At 69.5% G+C, this 18544-nt stretch carries 16 protein-coding genes; 10 read left to right on the top strand and 6 right to left on the bottom strand.

The window, feature by feature from the left end; genetic code table 11:
* Positions 1-37 precede the first annotated feature (37 nt).
* Positions 38-766: an alpha/beta fold hydrolase gene (locus ACZ3HL_RS10340; RefSeq protein WP_465530170.1), complete on the top strand. Its 729-nt coding sequence runs from the start codon at positions 38-40 to the stop codon at positions 764-766.
* A 54-nt stretch (positions 767-820) separates the two neighbouring features.
* On the opposite strand, the gene pdxR is transcribed toward ACZ3HL_RS10340, so the two are convergent.
* From pdxR to ACZ3HL_RS10320, 4 genes are all read right to left on the bottom strand, one after another.
* Positions 821-2257 carry a MocR-like pyridoxine biosynthesis transcription factor PdxR gene (gene pdxR / locus ACZ3HL_RS10335; RefSeq protein ID WP_465413355.1) on the bottom strand — a complete coding sequence of 479 codons (1437 nt, stop codon included), beginning with the start codon at positions 2255-2257 and terminating at the stop codon, positions 821-823.
* A 12-nt stretch (positions 2258-2269) separates the two neighbouring features.
* Positions 2270-5878, bottom strand: a complete 3609-nt coding sequence (metH, locus tag ACZ3HL_RS10330) for a methionine synthase (protein ID WP_465530168.1) — start codon at positions 5876-5878, stop codon at positions 2270-2272.
* A gap of 278 nt (positions 5879-6156) precedes the next feature.
* Positions 6157-6549, bottom strand: coding sequence for a hypothetical protein (locus tag ACZ3HL_RS10325; protein WP_465530166.1), 393 nt, complete (start codon positions 6547-6549; stop codon positions 6157-6159).
* A 22-nt stretch (positions 6550-6571) separates the two neighbouring features.
* Positions 6572-7246: a peptidylprolyl isomerase gene (locus tag ACZ3HL_RS10320; protein ID WP_465530164.1), complete on the bottom strand. Its 675-nt coding sequence runs from the start codon at positions 7244-7246 to the stop codon at positions 6572-6574.
* Positions 7247-7475: 229 nt separating this feature from the next.
* Between ACZ3HL_RS10320 and ACZ3HL_RS10315 the strand changes: the two genes are divergently transcribed.
* On the top strand, positions 7476-8078 hold the full coding sequence (locus tag ACZ3HL_RS10315) for a hypothetical protein (protein ID WP_465530162.1): 603 nt from the start codon (positions 7476-7478) through the stop codon (positions 8076-8078).
* A 12-nt stretch (positions 8079-8090) separates the two neighbouring features.
* Here ACZ3HL_RS10315 and ACZ3HL_RS10310 read toward each other — a convergent pair whose 3' ends face one another.
* Positions 8091-8360: a DUF2631 domain-containing protein gene (locus tag ACZ3HL_RS10310; protein ID WP_026466804.1), complete on the bottom strand. Its 270-nt coding sequence runs from the start codon at positions 8358-8360 to the stop codon at positions 8091-8093.
* Positions 8361-8455: 95 nt separating this feature from the next.
* On the opposite strand from ACZ3HL_RS10310, the gene dxr reads away from it, so the two are divergent.
* The 6 genes from dxr (at position 8456) to map (ending at position 15887) form a co-directional block, all read left to right on the top strand.
* Entirely contained in the window at positions 8456-9661 is a 1206-nt protein-coding gene (gene dxr / locus ACZ3HL_RS10305) for a 1-deoxy-D-xylulose-5-phosphate reductoisomerase (protein WP_465530160.1), read from the top strand.
* A gap of 3 nt (positions 9662-9664) precedes the next feature.
* Positions 9665-10903: a M50 family metallopeptidase gene (locus tag ACZ3HL_RS10300; RefSeq protein WP_465413336.1), complete on the top strand. Its 1239-nt coding sequence runs from the start codon at positions 9665-9667 to the stop codon at positions 10901-10903.
* Between the two features lie 118 nt (positions 10904-11021).
* On the top strand, positions 11022-12173 hold the full coding sequence (gene ispG, locus ACZ3HL_RS10295) for a flavodoxin-dependent (E)-4-hydroxy-3-methylbut-2-enyl-diphosphate synthase (protein WP_007032842.1): 1152 nt from the start codon (positions 11022-11024) through the stop codon (positions 12171-12173).
* Between the two features lie 123 nt (positions 12174-12296).
* Entirely contained in the window at positions 12297-13151 is an 855-nt protein-coding gene (locus ACZ3HL_RS10290) for a GNAT family N-acetyltransferase (RefSeq protein WP_465413333.1), read from the top strand.
* A gap of 49 nt (positions 13152-13200) precedes the next feature.
* Positions 13201-15006 (top strand): penicillin-binding transpeptidase domain-containing protein, encoded by a 1806-nt coding sequence (locus tag ACZ3HL_RS10285; protein WP_465413331.1) that lies wholly within the window; start codon positions 13201-13203, stop codon positions 15004-15006.
* A gap of 23 nt (positions 15007-15029) precedes the next feature.
* A complete protein-coding gene (gene map, locus ACZ3HL_RS10280; protein WP_400935199.1) occupies positions 15030-15887 on the top strand; it encodes a type I methionyl aminopeptidase in 858 nt (285 codons plus the stop codon).
* Positions 15888-15947: 60 nt separating this feature from the next.
* On the opposite strand, the gene ACZ3HL_RS10275 is transcribed toward map, so the two are convergent.
* Entirely contained in the window at positions 15948-16637 is a 690-nt protein-coding gene (locus ACZ3HL_RS10275) for a FadR/GntR family transcriptional regulator (RefSeq protein ID WP_465530157.1), read from the bottom strand.
* Positions 16638-16685: 48 nt separating this feature from the next.
* Between ACZ3HL_RS10275 and ACZ3HL_RS10270 the strand changes: the two genes are divergently transcribed.
* Together ACZ3HL_RS10270 and ACZ3HL_RS10265 are read left to right on the top strand one after the other, a co-directional pair.
* Positions 16686-17933: a CynX/NimT family MFS transporter gene (locus ACZ3HL_RS10270; RefSeq protein ID WP_465530155.1), complete on the top strand. Its 1248-nt coding sequence runs from the start codon at positions 16686-16688 to the stop codon at positions 17931-17933.
* A gap of 55 nt (positions 17934-17988) precedes the next feature.
* Complete coding sequence (locus ACZ3HL_RS10265) at positions 17989-18501, top strand: hypothetical protein (RefSeq protein ID WP_465530153.1); 513 nt, start codon at positions 17989-17991, stop codon at positions 18499-18501.
* Positions 18502-18544: the final 43 nt, after the last annotated feature.

Genomic DNA, 18544 nt, shown 5'->3' with positions numbered 1-18544 from the left:
TAGCCCGCGAGCGGGGGACTGCGGAAAGATCCGTCCGGTGGACACGCTGAAGATGCGCACCGCCGGAACCGAGGGCCCCGCCGTGCTGCTGCTGCACGGCCTCGGCGCGACGGGCGCGGTCTGGGACGGCCTGATGCTGCAACCCGGTTACCGCTGGCTGGCGCCCGATCTGCCTGGGCACGGGGCCTCACCGCACTCGGCGCACTACTCGTTCGGCGGCTTGGCCGCGGCGGTCGCCGAGGCGCTCCCGGAACGCGGTCCGCTGCTGGTGATCGGCCACTCCCTGGGCGGCGTGGTCGGGCTCGCGCTGGCCGGCGGGTGGTTCGGACTCCGGGTCGACGGGGTGCTCGCGGTGGGCGTCAAGGTCGACTGGAGCGAGTCCGACCTCGCGAAGGCAGCCGACATGGCGGCGAAACCGCCCAGGGTGTTCCCGGCCCGCGAGGACGCCGAACGAGCGTTCCTCAAGATCGCGGGGTTGACCGGCCTGGCCGAAGCGGACCCCGACGGCATCGTCGAAACCGAGGGCGGCTGGCGGCTGGCCCTGGATCCCCGCGCGTTCGCTGTCGGCGCTCCCGACATGCCCGGCCTGCTCGGCGCGGCGCGCTGCCCGGTCGTCCTCGCCGCCGGTGAACACGACCCCATGAGCCGCCCCGAACAGCTTCGCGCGCTCAGCGAGGCTTCCGTCGAGCTTCCCGGGCTTGGCCACAACGCCCACGTCGAAGATCCGGCCGTGCTCCTGGCTTTCCTCGCGCAATTCGTCCTCTGAACGCGGTAGTTCGACGACGAACCACCGCATCCAGAGGACGAAATGCGGTGGTCGCTAGCGCCGGAGCTTGCCCAGGACGGCGATGCCCTCTGCGATGTCACTCGCCGGGCTCGCCCCGTAGCCGAGGACGAGCCCCGGATTCATCGGCCGCTGACAGTGCCACGACAGCGGCTGCACCTTCACACCCTGCTCCAGCGCGGCGGCGGCGAAGTCGAGATCGGAGAACTCCGCGTCGAAGGTGATCGTCAGGTGCAGCCCGGCGGCGGCGCCGTGCACCACGGCGTCCGGGAGATGCGTCCGGAGCGCGTCGATCATCGCGTCCCGGCGGCGGCGGTGCCGTTTGCGCACGAACCGCAGCTGCCGTTCCATCTCGCCGGATTCCATCAGATGCGCGAGCACCAGCTGCGGGAGGACGGCGTTGCCCAGGTCGGCGAACCGTTTGGCCGCCACCACCTCGTCCCGGTAGCGAGGCGGGACCAGCATCCAGCCCACCCGGAGCGCGGGCGCGAGCCACTTCGACACGCTGGCCGCGTAGCAGACCTGCTCGGCGAGCATCGAGCGCAGCGCGGGCACGGGCGGGCGGTCGTAGCGGTGCTCGGCGTCGTAGTCGTCCTCGATGATCAGCCCGCCGTCGGCGGCCCAGCGCATGAGCTCGCGACGGCGTTCCCCGCCGAGCACGACCCCGGTCGGGAACTGGTGCGCGGGCGTGAGCAGGACGGCGGGCGCGCCACTGCGCACGAGCTCGCCGACGTCGACCCCGTCTTCGTCGACGCGGATCGGCGGCGTCGCCAGCCGCCGGTCGTGCAGATGCTGTCGCGCGCCCAGCGAACTCGGATCCTCGACGGCGATCTCGGAGATCCCGTTGTCGGCCAGCACCTGGGCCAGCAACCCGAGGCCCTGCGCGACACCGGCGACGATCAGCACGTCGTCGGCGTCGGCGGTGATGCCGCGGGTGCGGGCGATCCAGTGCGCGATGGCCAGCCGCAACGCGGGTGCGCCCCGCGGGTCGCCGTAGCCGAAGTCCGCCGCCGAGAGGTTGTTGAGCACGGTGCGTTCGGCCCGTAGCCAGGCCGTTCGCGGGAACGCCGTCAGATCCGGCACGCCGGGGGACAGGTCGATCCTCGCCGGGGTCGACCGCAGGGAGTCGAAGACACCGATCCCGGGCGCGGGCCGGAAGATCGTGCCCGCGGCCGGGGGACCGGATGCCGTCTGCTCCTTGGTCCTCGCCGGTGCCGCGACGACCACCGTGCCCGCGCGGCCGCGTCCGGCGACGTGCCCGTCCTCGACCAGCCGCTGGTAGGCCTCGGTGACCACGCCGCGGGAGACCCGCAGGTCCGCGGCCAGCGCCCTGGTCGCGGGCAGCCTGCTGCCGACCGGCAGGCGGCCATCGGAGATGGCGTGTCGCAACCGCGACGCCAGCCAGTCCGACCGGCGCCCCGGCGGGGCGTCCCCGATGTCCAGCTGCAGGAAGTCCGAGCCTTCGGCAGTCACCTGATCATTGTGTCATTCGGGCTCGTAGGCGAGGTTCGGGCGCAGCCACTGCTCCACAGTGGACAGTTCGACGCCACGACGGGCCGCGTAGTCCTCGACCTGGTCCTTGCCGAGCCGTCCGACGGTGAAGTACCGCGAATCGGGGTGGGCGAAGATCAGCCCGCTGACGCTCGCCGCCGGTGTCATCGCGAACGACTCCGTCAGCGCCATGCCGAAGCTGCCCGCGTCCAGCAGGTCGAACAACTCCTGCTTTTCGCTGTGGTCCGGGCTCGCCGGGTAGCCCAGCGCCGGGCGGATGCCCCGGAACTTCTCGGCGTGCAGGTCCTCCAGCTTCGGATCGGCGTCCGGCTCGAACCACTCCCGTCGCGCCTGGAGGTGCAGGTACTCGGCGAACGCCTCCGCGAGCCGGTCCGCGAGCGCCTTCACCATGATGGCGCGGTAGTCGTCCTGCTTCGCCTCGAACTCGGCCGCGAAGTCCTCGGCGCCGAGGATGGTGACCGCGAAGCCGCCCAGGTGATCGCCCGCGCCCGCCGGGGCGATGTAGTCGGACAGGCAGCGGTTGGGCCGCGACAGCGGTTTCTTGGTCTGCTGGCGCAGCATCGGGAACTTGACACCTGACTCCAGGATGATGTCGTCGCCCTCGGAGTGCGCCGGCCAGAACGCGTACGCGCCCTTCGCCTGGAACCGCTCTTCGGCGATGATCTGGTCCATCAGGGTGTTCGCGTCGTCGAACAGTTCCCGCGCCACCGGGTTGTCCAGGATCGCCGGGTACTTGCCCTTCAGCTCCCAGGCCAGGAACAGGAAGGTCCAGTCGATCATCTCGCGCAGCTCGGTGAGCGAGGGCGAGACGTACCGGACGCCGGTGAACGCGGGCGTTGGGACGTCGTCGAAGGAGACCTTCTCCGGGTTGGCCCTCGCCTGCTCGACCGTCAGCAACGGCGTCCGCTGCTTGTTCGCGTGCTGGACGCGCAGCTCTTCCTGGTCCTCACGGTTCTTCTTGTCGAGGATTTCGGCGCGGTCGGCGTCGAGCAGGTCGCCGACGACGCCGACGACACGGGAGGCGTCGAGAACGTGCACGGTCGTGTGCTCGTACGCGGGCGCGATGCGGACCGCGGTGTGCTGGCGCGACGTGGTCGCTCCGCCGATCAGCAGCGGCAGCTTCAGCCCGCGGCGCTCCATTTCGGCGGCGACGTTGACCATCTCGTCCAGCGACGGCGTGATCAGGCCGGAGAGCCCGATGGCGTCGGCGCCTTCGGAGACGGCGGTGTCCAGGATGACCGAGGCCGGGACCATCACGCCGAGGTCGATGACCTCGTAGTTGTTGCAGCCGAGGACGACGCCGACGATGTTCTTGCCGATGTCGTGCACGTCGCCCTTGACCGTCGCCAGGACGACCTTTCCGTTGCCCTGCCGGGTTTCGATCCGGCCTTCGAGGCGTGCCTTCTCCTTCTCGGCCTCCATGAACGGTTCGAGGTAGGCGACCGACCGCTTCATCACGCGCGCGCTCTTGACCACCTGCGGCAGGAACATCTTGCCGGACCCGAACAGGTCGCCGACGATCTTCATGCCGTCCATCAGGGGGCCTTCGATGACCTCGAGCGGCCGCGGCAGCTTCTGGCGCGCTTCCTCGGTGTCCTCTTCGATGTAGTCGACGATGCCGTGCACCAGCGCGTGGCTCAGCCGTGCCTCGACCGTGTTCTCGCGCCAGGAGAGGTCGATCGTGCGCTGGGTTCCCTTGCCGTTGACCGTTTCCGCGAACGTGACCAGCCTGTCGGTGGCGTCCTCGCGGCGGTCGAAGAGCACGTCCTCGACCAGCTCCAGCAGATCCTTGGGGATGTCCTCGTAGACCGCGAGCTGCCCGGCGTTGACGATGCCCATGTCCAGCCCGGCGCGCACCGCGTGCAGCAGGAAGGCCGAGTGCATCGCCTCGCGCACGACGTTGTTGCCGCGGAAGGAGAAGGAGAGGTTCGAGATACCGCCGCTGATGTGCACGCCGGGGCAGCGTTCCTTGATCCGCGGCAGCGCGTCGATGAACGCCTTGGCGTACCCGTTGTGCTCGGAGATACCGGTCGCCACCGCGAGCACGTTCGGGTCGAAGATGATGTCCTCGGCGACGAAACCGGCTTGCTGCGTCAGGAGGTCGTAGGCACGCCCGCAGATTTCGACCTTCCGGTCGGCGGTGTCGGCCTGGCCCTGTTCGTCGAAGGCCATCACGACCACGCCCGCGCCGTAGTCGCGGATGCGCCGGGCCTGCTGGAGGAACTGCTCCTCGCCCTCCTTGAGGCTGATGGAGTTGACGACTCCCTTGCCCTGCACGCATTTCAGCCCGGCCTCGAGCACCGTCCAGCGCGAGCTGTCGATCATGATCGGCAGCCGGGCGACCTCGGGTTCGGTGGCGATGAGGTTCAGGAACGTGGTCATCGCCTTTTCGCTGTCGAGCAGGTCGGCGTCCATGTTGACGTCCAGCAGGTTCGCCCCGCCGCGGACCTGCTCCAGCGCGACGTCGACGGCGGCCTGGTGGTCGTCGGCCTCGATCAGCTTCCGGAACTTGGCGGATCCGGTGACGTTGGTCCGCTCGCCGATCATGACGAACCCGGTGTCCTTGCCGATCTCGAACGGCTCCAGCCCGCTGAACCGGGTGTGCGGCTTCGGGGCCGGGACGTCCCGCGGCGTCATCCCGCGGACGGCGTCGGCGATCTCCTTGATATGCGCGGGGGTCGTGCCGCAGCAGCCGCCGACGACGTTGACCATCCCGGCCGTGGCGAAGTCGCCGAGCAGCCCGCCGGTCTCCTCGGGCGTCTGGTCGTATCCGCCGAACGCGTTCGGCAGGCCCGCGTTCGGGTGACAGGCGGTGTACGTGCCCGCGAGGCGGGACAGCTCGGCGATGTGCGGGCGCATCTCCTCGGCGCCCAGCGAACAGTTGACGCCGACGAGCAGCGGATCCGCGTGCTCGATGGAGCTCCAGAACGCCTCGACCGTCTGCCCCGACAGCGTCCGGCCGCTCAGGTCGACGATCGTCACCGAGATCCACAGCGGCAGATGCGGCGCGACGTCGCGGGCGGCGGCGATGGCGGCCTTGCAGTTGAGCGTGTCGAAGATCGTCTCGATGAGCAGCAGGTCCACGCCGCCCTCGGCGAGCGCCTTGATCTGGTCGGCGTACGCGGCGTACACCTCGTCGAAGGTGACCGCGCGGAACGCCGGATCCTCGACCTTGGGCGACAGCGACAACGTGACGTTCAGCGGCCCGACCGACCCGGCGACGAACTTCCCGCCCGCCGCGTCCGCCGCCTCGCGGGCGATCTGGGCGCCGCGGAGGTTCATCTCGTACGCGAGGTGCTCGAGCCCGTAGTCCGCCTGGCCGATCGTGGTGGCGGTGAACGTGTTCGTGGTCGTGATGTCCGCGCCGGCGTCCAGATACTGGCGGTGGATGTCGAGCACGACGTCCGGCCTGGTGATGTTCAGCAGGTCGGGGTCACCGGTGATGTCACGGGGGTGGTCCTGGAACCGCTCGGTGCGGTAGTCCTCTGGCTTGAGGCCGGCGTTCTGGAGCATCGACCCCCACGCCCCGTCGAGCACGACGATGCGCTCATCCAGCAGCTTTCGCAGGGCGGTCGTTTCCATCCAGCGCTCCTCCCATGTCGTGGGAGGCGCCCTTGCGGTGAAGTCCGGGGCCGAGCGTGGCGGACCCGGCGGTCCGTTGCAGCGCCTCTCGACCTTGGTGCCCAAGACTACCGGATCGGGACAAGGGCGCTTCGCCAGAATTGCTCACCTGCTGGCCGGGGCGCGTTCGGCTTTCCCGCATCGTGGGATAGGCGGATGTGTGAGGCTTGCCGTTGGCGGGGGCTGATTCCGGCAGGAGGCCGGTGCTCTTTTTCGCGTGGTGGCGAACCGCGGCGCGATCACGCGCTGATGCTGAACGTGACGCCGACTCGTCCTTCCGGAACGTCGCCGTGGTAGCCGATCCGCTGGCCGGCGGGGGTGAAGCTGACCGACAGCTGCGGAAGGCCGTTATGGCAGCGGAACAGGTAGCTGCGGCTCTGTGGGAGCGGGACGTCGAGCGGTGAGGTGTACCCGGCGGCACGGGCGGCGTCGATCACGGTTTCAACCACGGAGTCGTCCGGGTCCGGGCGGAGCGAGAGGATCACCAGGCTGATGGGAGAGGCCATGATCCCCATGCCGCCGCAGAATTCCTCGTCGAGCACTTCGCCCGTCCTCGCACCGATTTCGTCCGCCAGCACCGAAAGTCGTACTCGGACCGCTTTCTCCTTGCGCCGCCTGCCGAACCAGGTCATGAAGGCCCATTCCCTTGAAGGGTCAGAAACCCACGGTCGCCATCTGGATCTTCACCGGCTTCGCGGGCAGCCCGTCGGCAGGGCCGTTCGGATCCGTCGGGATGATCCCGGCAGCCACGATCCGGTCCAGCACCTCCATACCCCGCACGACCTTGCCCATCACCGAGTAGTTCTTCGGGATGTTCGCGAACGAGTGCACGATGAAGAACTCGCTGCCGTTCGTGCCGGGGCCCTGGTTGCCCATGGCGATGGTGCCGCGTTCGTAGGTCTCGGTGCCGTCGACCTCGTCCGGGAACTTGTAGCCCGGCCCGCCCTTCTCGGCTTCGTAGATGTCGCCGCACTGCAGGACGCCGAGACGTGAGGAGTTCGTCAGGCGCCAGCACTGGCTGTGGTCGTAGAAGCGCTGCAGTGCCAGGCTCGCCAGGTTGTGGACGGCGCACGGCGCGGCGCCGGCGCGGTTCAGGCGCACGGTCACCGGGCCGTAGTTGAAGCGGAAGGTGACGTCGACGGTGCCGCGCGTGAAGGCGAAGGGGAGCGGGCGCAGTACCGGGCGGGCCGCGGGGTTTTCCGGCGTCGGCGTGAACTCGCAGCGCACGATCGGCAGGGACGCCGGGGCGGGCGCGGCGGTGGCGACGCCGGGCAGCAGGACGGCGGCGAGAGCGGAAACGACAGCGGTGAGACCCCAGCGCAGCTTCATGAGGGGGAACCTAACCCAAAAGGATGGTCGTCGGGTAGCCGTTCACGTGGGTCGCGCTGGACCTGCTGCGGGTCCAGCCGTGAGGGCCTCCTTGCCTACCCTGAGGGTAGTGAAGGAGGCCTTCACGTACATCGGGCGGGTGAGGATGGCGGTGAGGCATCGGTCCAGGTGGTCGTGAGTGGCGAATCGGGTTAGAACACGAATCGCCACTCACGACCAACGGAGCCGTATGTTCACCGCCGCGTACCTCGCCTTTTCCCTGCTCCTGCTCCCGCCGACCGAGATCCGGCCCGACCAGGTCGACCACGTCGCCCTGCCATGCGCCCAGTCGGGCGCATCGACCGACGACGGGGACGCCGCCAAAACACTCAACCAGCAGCTCGCCACCAAGATGCGCGGCTACATGAACCCGTACAACACCTCGTGCGCCAGAGTGATCGTCGAGACGGTCCAGAGATCCGGCCTCAACGATCGCGCGGCGGCCATAGCGATCGCGACGGTGATCGTCGAGTCGAGCATCGCCAACCTCGACGGCGGCCTCGGTGACTCGGTCGGGCTCTTCCAGCAGCGCGCGAGCTGGGGGAGTTTCGAGCAGCGGACCGACCCGGTCTGGGCGACCGGCCGGTTCCTCGCCGTGATGCGGCAGTTCTACCCGAACGATTCGTGGAACAACGTCGCCATCGGGGAGGTCGCCGCGGTCGTCCAGCGGCCGGCGGCGAAGTACCGGCATCGCTACGCGGTCGAGGCGGGCGACGCGGTCAAGATCGTCAACGAGCTGTGGTCGCAAAACGGCCAATGGCCCCTGCCCACGAAGGTGGACAGGGGCCATTGAGCCGTGCGGAAGCTACTTGCGCCAGGCCGTGCGCTGCTTGCGGATGTCCAGCACGAGGCCGAACATCAGCGTCAGCGACAGGCCGATCAGCCACAGGTTCTCGGTCCAGCCGTGGTGGTTGCCGTACAGCATCACCAGCAGGATGATCGCGCTCAGCCAGCCCGCGATCCGCGTCGCCTTCGGGAAGGAACCGTGCCAGCCCCACTCGGCCGACGGCTCGTCGCGGGGGTCGACGGTGTCGACGCCCACCCGGCCGCGCTTTTCGACCGCTTTGCTCGCCACGATCAACTCCTCAAAACCCGATGGTTCGCTTGCCCGCGAATGATCCCACACCTGGCTGCACGCGCCCGACGGGCCCCAAGCGACAATGAGTCCCGATGACTACCTCGCGAAGTGTGCTCGTGCTCGGTTCGACCGGATCGGTCGGCGCCCAGGCCCTCGACGTCGCGGCCCGCAACCCGGAGCTGTTCCGGGTCGCCGGGATCGCCGCGGGCGGGTCCGACCCCGCCGCGCTGGCCGCGCAGGCCCTGGCGCACCAGGTCGACGCCGTGGCGATCAGCAGGCCGACGGCCGTGGAAGACCTGCAGCTCGCGCTGTACGCCGAGGCCCAGAAGCGCGGCTACAACCGTGGCGACTTCAAGCTCCCGCGCATCTTCGCCGGGGCCGACGCGGTCGTCGAGATGATCGACGCCACCCCGGTCGACGTCGTGCTCAACGCGCTCCCCGGCTCCCAGGGGCTCCCGCCGACCCTGCGCGCGCTCGCCACCGGTGCCACGCTCGCGCTGGCCAACAAGGAGTCGCTGATCGCGGGCGGGCCGCTCGTGCTGGCCGCGGCCAAGCCCGGCCAGCTGGTCCCGGTCGACTCCGAGCATTCCGCGATCGCGCAGGCCCTGCGCGCCGGCCGCGAGTCCGAGGTCGCCCGGCTGGTGCTCACCGCCTCGGGTGGCCCGTTCCGCGGGCGCAAGCGCGAGGAACTCGCCGACGTCACCGTCGAGCAGGCGATGGCGCATCCGACCTGGTCGATGGGCCCGCTCATCACGATCAACTCGTCCACCCTGGTCAACAAGGGGCTGGAGCTGATCGAGGCGAAGCTCCTGTTCGACATCGAGACCGACCGCATCGACGTGGTCGTCCACCCGCAGTCGATCATCCACTCGATGGTGACCTTCGTGGACGGTTCCACGATCGCCCAGGCCAGCCCGCCCGACATGCGGCTGCCGATCGCGCTGGCGCTGCACTGGCCGGACCGCGTGCCCGGCGCCGCGGCCGCGTGCGTCTGGGACAAGCCCGCGAGCTGGACCTTCGAGCCGCTGGACTACGACGCGTTCCCCGCCGTCGAGCTGGCGCGGCACGCCGGGACCGTCGGAGGCTGCATCCCGGCCGTCTACAACGCGGCGAACGAGGAGCTGGTGGCCGCCTTCCTGGCACAGAACACCGGCTTCACCTCGATTGTGGACACTATTGCCCAGGTGGTGGAAGCCGCCGACGAATGGCGTCGTGAACCTCGCGACGTTGATGACGTACTAGCCGCCGAGCGCTGGGCTCGCGCACGTGCCGGTGCGCTGATCGGTAAGGGGAAGTAGCGCGTGCTCTGGTTCATTCTCGGGATCGTGCTGTTCGCGCTGGGGATCTGCCTGTCCGTCGCGCTGCACGAGGCCGGCCACATGTGGGCGGCCAAGGCCTTCGGCATGAAGGTCCGGCGCTACTTCATCGGCTTCGGGCCGACGATCTTCTCCTTCCGCCGCGGCGAGACCGAGTACGGCGTGAAGTGGATCCCGCTCGGCGGGTTCTGCGACATCGCGGGCATGACCGCGCTCGACGAGGTGACCCCGGAAGAGTCGAAGCGCGCGATGTGGCGCTTCAAGACCTGGAAGCGCACCGTCGTGATGTCGGCGGGTTCGGCGATGCACTTCATCCTCGGGTTCATCATCCTCTACTTGATGGCCATCACCATGGGCCTGCCGAACCCGGAGGCGCAGGCCGCTCCGACGCAGCCGGTGATCAACGCCACCTCCTGCGCCCGGACGGCCACCACCCTTGAGCAGCTCAACGACACCACCTGTCCGGCGGACGCGCCGACCCCGGCGAAGACCGCCGGTATCCAGGCCGGTGACAAGATCGTGTCGGTCGACGGCAAGCCGACGCCGACCTGGACCGAGGTGCTCGCGGCCGTCCAGGTCGCCGGTGGTCCGACGCCGTTCGTGGTCGAACGCGGTGGGCAGCGGCTGAACCTGACCGTCGACGTGCCGCGGGTGCAGCGCCTGGTCGCCGACGGCGAGAACAAGACCACGGTCAAGGACGTCGGCATGATCGGAGCCTCGCCGGTTCCGAAGACGCTGGTGGCGACCTACGGCCCGGTCGACGCGGTCGGGGCGACGGTCAGCTTCACCGGCACGATGTTCTCCGAGACCGCCAAGCGGCTGATCGAGTTCCCGTCGCGGATCCCCGCGGTGGTGGATTCCATCTTCGGCGGCGAGCGCGACCCGAACACCCCGGTCAGCGTGGTCGGCGCCAGCCGGATCGGTGGCGAGGCCGCCGAGCGCGGCCTGTGGGAGATCTTCGTGCTCCTGCTGGCGAGCCTGAACTTCTTCATCGGCGTGTTCAACCTGCTGCCGCTGCTCCCGCTCGACGGCGGGCACATCGCCGTCGTCTGGTACGAGCGGGTGCGGGACTGGTTCCGCAAACTGCGCGGGAAGGCGGCGGGCGGACCGGTCGACTACACGAAGCTGTCCGCGGTGACGATGGTGCTCGTCTTCATCGGCGGCGCGGTGACACTGCTCACCGTCACCGCCGACATCGTGAACCCGGTCAAGCTGTTTCAGTGACGCGGGAGGACGGCGGGAGAGCGCGCTGTCAGCATCGTTGCGCTGCCCAGGTAATGCTGCTCACCGTGACGGCTGACGTCGTGGATGTCCGCCGATCGGGGTAGGTACGCTTGAGGGCGTGACTGTCGCTCTTGGTATGCCAGCGCTTCCTCCTCCCGTCCTCTCCGAGCGTCGCAAGACCCGACAGCTGCAGGTCGGGCCGGTCGGCGTCGGCAGCGAGCACCCGATCTCGGTGCAGTCGATGACCACCACGCTCACCTCCGACGTCAACGCGACCCTGCAGCAGATCGCCGAGCTGACCGCTGCGGGCTGTGACATCGTCCGCGTCGCGTGCCCTTCGGCGGACGACGCCGAGGCGCTGCCCGCGATCGCGAAGAAGTCGCAGATCCCGGTGATCGCCGACATCCACTTCCAGCCGAAGTACGTCTTCGCCGCGATCGAGGCGGGCTGCGCGGCGGTCCGGGTGAACCCGGGCAACATCCGCAAGTTCGACGACCAGGTCAAGGAGATCGCGCGGGCCGCGAAGGACCACGGCACCCCGATCCGGATCGGCGTCAACGCGGGTTCGCTGGACAAGCGGATCATGGACAAGTACGGCAAGGCGACCCCGGAGGCGCTGGCCGAGTCGGCGCTGTGGGAGGCGTCGCTGTTCGCCGAGCACGACTTCCACGACGTGAAGATCTCGGTGAAGCACAACGACCCGGTGGTCATGGTGCGTGCGTACGAGATCCTCGCCGAGCAGTGCGACTATCCGCTGCACCTCGGCGTCACCGAGGCGGGCCCGGCGTTCCAGGGCACCATCAAATCGGCTGTGGCCTTCGGCGCGCTGCTGCGGCAGGGCATCGGCGACACCATCCGCGTGTCCCTCTCGGCGCCGCCGGTGGAAGAGGTCAAGGTCGGGATCCAGATCCTGCAGTCGCTGAACCTCAAGGAGCGCAAGCTCGAGATCGTGTCCTGCCCTTCGTGTGGCCGCGCGCAGGTGGACGTCTACACGCTCGCCGAGCAGGTCACCGCCGGCCTGGAGGGCATGGAGGTCCCGCTGCGCGTCGCGGTCATGGGCTGCGTCGTCAACGGTCCCGGCGAGGCTCGCGAGGCCGACCTCGGCGTCGCCTCGGGCAACGGCAAGGGCCAGATCTTCGTGAAGGGCGAGGTCATCAAGACCGTGCCCGAGCACGCCATCGTCGAGACGCTGATCGAAGAGGCCATGCGCATCGCCGAGGAGTCGGGCCAGACGATCGGCGAGGGCGAGCCCACCGTCACCGTCGGCTGACCGGTCGGGACCACGCCGGGACCGGATTGTTTCCCGGCGTGGTGATCTCGACCTGCCGAAGTTCTCTCAGCGTGTCGTGAAGCTTGCGTTCCGTTTACGCCGCTCATCTGGCACCCTGGAGTGGTGTTGCGGCTTGCAGGTGCACGGCTGCTCGATGATCGGGACTATCCCGCGGTCCGTGCCGCGCTCGCCACAGACCCGGTCGGCAGCTGCATGGTCAGTGCCAGGGTGGAGACCGCGGGTCTCGACCCCTGGCGGCTCGGTGGTGAGCTCTGGGCCGCCGATTCCCGTCCCGTTCGCGCGGGCAGGCTCCAGGGGCTGTGCTTCTCCGGGCCGAACTTGATCCCTTTGCGCGGCAACGCCTCCGCTCTGCGTTCCTTCGCCGACCGCGCCCTGCGCCGTCAGCGCACCTGTTCGTCACTGGTCGGCCCGGCCGAGCAGGTTCTGGGGCTCTGGGCCGAACTCGAGCCGGAATGGGGCCCCGCCCGCGAAGTCCGGCACGACCAGCCACTGCTGGCGCTCGACGGGATCCCGTCCGTGGCCGCGGATCCGCTGGTCCGCGCGGTACGCCCCGAGGAACTCGACCGGTATCTCCCGGCCGCGATCGCCATGTTCGTCGAGGAGGTCGGCGTCGACCCCCGCAACGGTGACGGTGGCGCCGGGTATCGCGCCCGCGTCGCGGAGCTGATCGCCGGCGGCCGGGCGTTCGCGCGGTTCGAGGACGGCGAGGTCGTCTTCAAGGCGGAGATCGGCGCGATGTCCTCGACGGTCGGCCAGATCCAGGGCGTCTGGGTGCATCCGGAACGCCGCGGCGGCGGGGTCGGCACGGCCGGGACGGCGTCCGTGGTGACCAGGCTCGTCCGCGGGATGGGCCGTACGGCGAGCCTGTACGTCAACGCCTACAACGGCCCGGCGCTCGCCGCGTACCGGAAGATCGGCTTCCAGCAGGTCGGGCAGTACGCGACGGTTCTGTTCTAGACCGTGTCGCGTCCGGCCGGGAAGGGCCGGGACTGGCAGGATTCGAAGCATGCCTGCAGGTCGTCGTGTCGCCGTCGTCGTGCTCGCGGGGGTGGTGGGCCTTTCGGCCACCGGGTGCGGCCTCTTCGCCGATTCCGGCCCCGAAGACGCCGTCTCGGGCTTCCTCGGCGGCCTCTCGTCCGGCGACGTCACCGCCGCGGCCTCGTTCACCGATTCGCCCGAGGCCGCGCGCGGGTCGCTGGAGATGGCTCGGAAAGCGCTCTCGCCCGAGTCGATCACCATCGTGGACAAGCAGGTCCGGCATTCGTCCGGGGCGGACAACGGGACGGCGACCTACCAGCTCACCTGGAAGCTGCCGCGCGGCCGGACCTGGACGTACAAGGCCGACGCGCAGGTCCATTCCACGCAGGACGGCTGGAAGGTGCGATGGTTGCCGACGGCGCTCCATCCGCAGCTCGCCGCGCAGCAGAGCATCGCGCTGAAGGCCGATCCGCCGGATCTCGCGCCGGTGCTGGACCGCGACGGGATGCCGTTGCTGCGCCCGCAGACGGTCGTCAGCGTGGTGCTCGACCCGGCCAAGGCGGGCGATCTGGTGGCCGTCACCGACAAACTCGGCGCGGCGCTCAACCGGTTCGAGGCGTCGGTGACCGGCCAGTCGATCCGCGACGGGGTGAAGACGCTCAAGCCCGGCTCCGGCTATCCGGTGGTGAGCCTGCGGGCGAACAGCTATCAAGAGGTGAAGCCCGAGATCTACGACCTGCCCGGCGTCCGGTTCAGCCAGCAGGAAAGGCTGCTGGCCGACGACAAGAACTTCGGCAAGCAGGTACTGCCCGCGGTCCGGTCGCTCGTCGAGGACCAGGTGGAGGGCTCGGCGGGCTGGCGCGTCGTCACCCTCGACACGGGCGGCGGCGAGATCACCGACCTGCACTCGGAGAAACCCAAGCCCGCGCCCGCCGTCGTCAGCACGCTCAGCGTGAAGGCGCAGGGTTCGGCGGAGCGGGCGCTCGCCCCGGTCCCGACCGCCTCCGCGCTGGTCGCGATCCAGCCGTCGACCGGCGAGCTGCTGGCGGTGGCGCAGAACGCCCCGGCCGACACGCAGGGCGCGATCTCGCTCACCGGCCGGTTCCCGCCAGGCTCCACCTTCAAGATGGCCACCGCGGTCGCGGGGCTGACCGCGGGTTCGGTGCGGGCGGACAGTCCCGTCGACTGCCCCGGCACGGCCACCTTCGAAAACCGGACGGTGCCGAACGAGGGCAAGTTCGCGCTCGGCGTCGTCCCGTTGTCCACGGCGTTCGCCAGATCCTGCAACACGACGTTCGCGAAACTCGCGACCGACCTGCCGCCCGCCGCGCTGACCGACGCCGCGCGCGACCTCGGCGTCGGCGCCGACTTCGTGATCCCCGGCCTGACCACGATCACCGGTTCGGTCCCGCCGGCGAACACCGTCGCGCAGCGGGCGGAGAACGGGTTCGGGCAGGGGACCGTCGTGACCAGCCCGTTCGGGCTGGCGGTCGCCACCGCGACGGTCCAGTCCGGGAAGGTCCCGGTGCCGACGCTGGTGCGCGGGATGGCCACGACGTCGTCCGGGCTCGGCAAACCGATCAAGCCGGAGGTGCTCGACGCGCTGCGCGGGATGATGCGCGAGGTCGTCACCGACGGCACGGCGACGCTGCTCAAACCGTTGCCGGACGTCCGGGGCAAGACCGGGACGGCCCAGTTCGGCGACGGCACGCATTCGCACGGCTGGTTCGTCGGCTACACCGGCGACCTGGCCTTCGCGGTGTTGACGACCGACGCGGGAACGTCCAGGCCCGCGGTCGAGGCCGCCCAGCGCTTCCTGACGGGGCTCGGCTAGCCGTCAGGTCGTAGGCTGGGCCCATGTCCGTTCGCTCCCCCTTGAAGCCCGGCGTCCAGACGCCGAGGCGAGTCGTCCCCGCCAGCATCGCCCGTCCCGAATACGTCGACCGGCCGGCGCCGAAACGCGACACGGGCAACGGCGTCCGCACGCCCGAGGTCATCGAGGCGATGCGGGTCGCGGGCCGGATCGCGGCGCAGGCGCTCGAGGAGGGCGGCAAGGCCGTCAAGCCCGGTGCGACCACCGACGACATCGACAAGGTGATCCACGAGTTCCTGCTGGACAACCACGCATACCCGTCGACGCTGGGCTACCGCGCGTTCCCGAAGTCGTGCTGCACCTCGCTGAACGAGGTGATCTGCCACGGCATCCCGGACTCGACGGTGATCGAGGACGGCGACATCTGCAACATCGACGTCACCGCGTTCATCGGCGGCGTCCACGGCGACACCAACGCGACCTTCCTGGCGGGTGACGTCTCCGAGGAGGCGCGGCTGCTGGTCGAGCGCACGCGCGAGGCGACCATGCGCGCCATCAAGGCCGTCCGCCCCGGCAGGCAGCTCAACGTGATCGGCCGCGTCATCGAGGCGTACGCGAAGCGGTTCGGCTACGGCGTGGTGCGTGACTTCACCGGACACGGCGTCGGTCCGGCGTTCCACACCGCGCCGACCGTGCTGCACTACGAGGAGCCGTCGGTCGACACGGTGATCGAGCAGGGGATGACCTTCACGATCGAACCGATGATCACCCTCGGCACCATCGACTACGACATCTGGGCCGACGACTGGACCGTCACTACCAAGGACAAGAAGTGGACGGCGCAGTTCGAGCACACCCTCGTGGTGACCGAGGACGGCGCCGAAATCCTCACCCTGCCGTAGACACCTCGTGAGTGGTAAGGACGGTTCTAGCCGTCCTTACCACTCACGAGCCTGTGTCGGTCAGGCGTCGTCCTGCTCCACCCTGGCCAGGAGCTCGTCCAGGAAACCGCATGCCTCGGTGGCGGCCCGGTCGGCATCCTGGTCGGCGATGGCCTCGGCGAGGCCTTCATGCCCTATCTCCGGCAGGTACTCGCCCCCCGGCGTCACGTTCGACGTCGCGGCCACGCTGGCCGTGATCACCTCGGTGAGCCCGCGGTACATCTCGGTCAGCAGGGTGTTATGTCCACTTTGGACGACGGCGAAATGGAATTCCGCGTCGAGGCGGGCGAAATCCTCCCAATGGCCCTCGCGCAGCTCGGCGTTGCGGCGTTCGAGCAGTGCCTTGAGCTCGGCGACCTCCTCGTCGGTCCGCGACGCGGCCGCGAGCCGGGCGCCTTCGACCTCGAGGATGCGCCGCACCTGCAGCACCTCGCGCAGCTCCGAACCGCACAACCGCCGGATCGCGCCCGAGACTTCGCTCGTCGCCCGCACGTAGGTCCCGTCGCCCTGCCGGACCTCGAGCAGCCCCGTGTGCGCGAGCGCGCGCACGGCCTCGCGGACGGTGTTGCGCCCGACGCCGAGCTGCCCTGCCAGCTCCGGTTCGGTCGGAATCCGCTGACCGATGGGCCATTCTCCCTGCGTGACGGCGTCACGCAGCTGCTCGATGACCTGATCGACCAGGCCGGCACGGCGCGTGGTGGCCAATGGCACAGCGTTGTCCCTTCATCCAATCATCCTATGTATGTGATACTAGCCGACGTGCGTGTCGACTCTCGAGAATCCGTGGCCCCGTTCGATGAAAGCCTTGAACTCGAAGGCTCGATCGAAACGGAGTGGCGGCCGGGGGTGGTCACCGGCGGCGTTCTGCTCGGTGTCGCGGTGATCCTGGTGGCGCTCAACCTGCGCCCCGCCATCACCAGTGTCGGGCCCATGCTCGGCGAGATGCGTGACGACCTCGGCGCCACGGCGACCTGGGCCGGCGTGCTCACCACGCTGCCCGGCCTCTGTTTCGCCGCCGCCGGTCTCGCCGCGCCCCTGCTGGCCCGCCGGTTCGGCATCGGCGCGGCCATCGCCTCCGCGCTTTCGGTACTGGCCGTCGGCCTGGTGTTGCGCGTGCTCGACGGACCGTACGTCGTGCTCGGGGGAACCCTGGTGGCCACGGCGGGAATCGCACTGGCGAACGTACTGATCCCGGTCGTCATCAAAGACTCCTTCCCGGCACGTGTCGGCATGATGACCGGCGTTTACACCGCCGCTCTGCAGGGCGGGGGCGCCCTGGGGTCCGCGCTCACCCCTCCCTTGGAGAACGCGTTCGGCGGCTGGCGCCAAGGTCTCGGCGCCTGGTCGGTACTGGCGGTGCTCGCACTCCTCGTCTGGATTCTCGCAGCCCGCGGTACGGGGCGTGCGTCCGTTGCCGAGGCAGGCAAGCAGGGTAGCGGGCGATCGCTCCTGCGTAGCCCGCTTGCGTGGATGGTCACGCTTTTCTTCGGAACTCAGGCCTTTTTGGCCTACGTCGTGATGGGCTGGCTGCCGGAGGTGATGATCGACGCGGGGGTGAGCAAGGGTGATTCCGGCCTGCTGCTCGGGCTGATCTCGCTCATCGCCGTCCCGATCAGTCTCGTGGTGGCGCCGATGGCCGCGCGGCACAAGAGCCAGAGCCCGTGGATCGTCGGGCTGGGTGTTCCCGGTTTCGTCGGCATGGCAGGCATGATGATCGCGCCCGCCGCCTCGCCGCTGCTCTGGTGCCTCCTCATCGGGCTCGGGATGAGCGTCTTCTCGCTCGCGCTGACGGTGATCGCGCTGCGGGCGCGCACCGGCGAGGACACCGCGCGGCTGTCGGGGATGGCGCAGGGCATCGGCTACCTGATGGCCGCCGTCGGACCGTTCCTCTTCGGGCTGCTTCACGATCTCACCCACGGCTGGACCGTTCCCTGGATCATGATGCTCGCCGTCTTCGCCGCGCAGATGACCTTCGGCGCCTTGGCCGGCCGCCGCCGCTTCGTCTGAACGCGTTCAAAAAACATCTTGACCCCACAGGGGGCGGAGCCATAGCCTGATCGAGTTGAACCTGTTCAAAAACTCGGTCCTGGGGGTCGGCGTGGTGGAGGGACTGGCGTACGGCTCGGCTCTGGCGTGTTTCGCCGCGGTGTGCGTCGCCGTGGTGCCGGAGCGAGCCCCGGCGGTGCTCTCGCCGCACGAGTTCTACCGCGCCGTCGACCGGGTGTGCGTACGGGTGTGGAAGGACAGCGGCGCGGAGATCGAGCGCTACTGGCCGGATCCGAAGGGGGACGCCGCGACGGAGCTGCGCAAGTGGCAGCACTACGTCGCGACGCGGGTGGACGACGCCAAGGACGTCCTCAAGGGGGCGACAGGGGTCCGTGCGGTGCCAGGAGGGGCGGCATCCGCGCGGGAGGAGTTCCTGGCGGCGATCCGCCGGTACGTCGAGGCGGGCGAGCGGTTCTCCGGGGAGGGGGCCCGCTCGGCCGTCTTGATGGGCGCCTCGGACGTCGAGAGGAACGCGGTGAGCGCGCTCGCGGCGCGGAACGGGGCCCGCGCCTGCGCCCGCGTCGTCTGACCGACCGCATTCAGTCCTCTAAATGCGCCGTCCTCGGACTTGG

The sequence above is a fragment of the Amycolatopsis sp. NPDC000009 genome, from assembly GCF_055563465.1.
The sequence above is the reverse complement of the archived record's forward strand: the minus strand, read 5'-3'. Positions and strand labels throughout refer to the sequence as shown.

Bases quoted from the DNA above. Each gene is read 5' to 3' on its own strand.
- metH (WP_465530168.1), bottom strand. From the start codon at position 5,878: ATGGAAACGACCGCCCTGCGAAAGCTGCTGGATGAGCGCATCGTCGTG.
- ACZ3HL_RS10325 (WP_465530166.1), bottom strand. From the start codon at position 6,549: ATGACCTGGTTCGGCAGGCGGCGCAAGGAGAAAGCGGTCCGAGTACGA.
- ACZ3HL_RS10320 (WP_465530164.1), bottom strand. From the start codon at position 7,246: ATGAAGCTGCGCTGGGGTCTCACCGCTGTCGTTTCCGCTCTCGCCGCC.
- ACZ3HL_RS10315 (WP_465530162.1), top strand. From the start codon at position 7,476: ATGTTCACCGCCGCGTACCTCGCCTTTTCCCTGCTCCTGCTCCCGCCG.
- dxr (WP_465530160.1), top strand. From the start codon at position 8,456: ATGACTACCTCGCGAAGTGTGCTCGTGCTCGGTTCGACCGGATCGGTC.
- ACZ3HL_RS10285 (WP_465413331.1), top strand. From the start codon at position 13,201: ATGCCTGCAGGTCGTCGTGTCGCCGTCGTCGTGCTCGCGGGGGTGGTG.
- map (WP_400935199.1), top strand. From the start codon at position 15,030: ATGTCCGTTCGCTCCCCCTTGAAGCCCGGCGTCCAGACGCCGAGGCGA.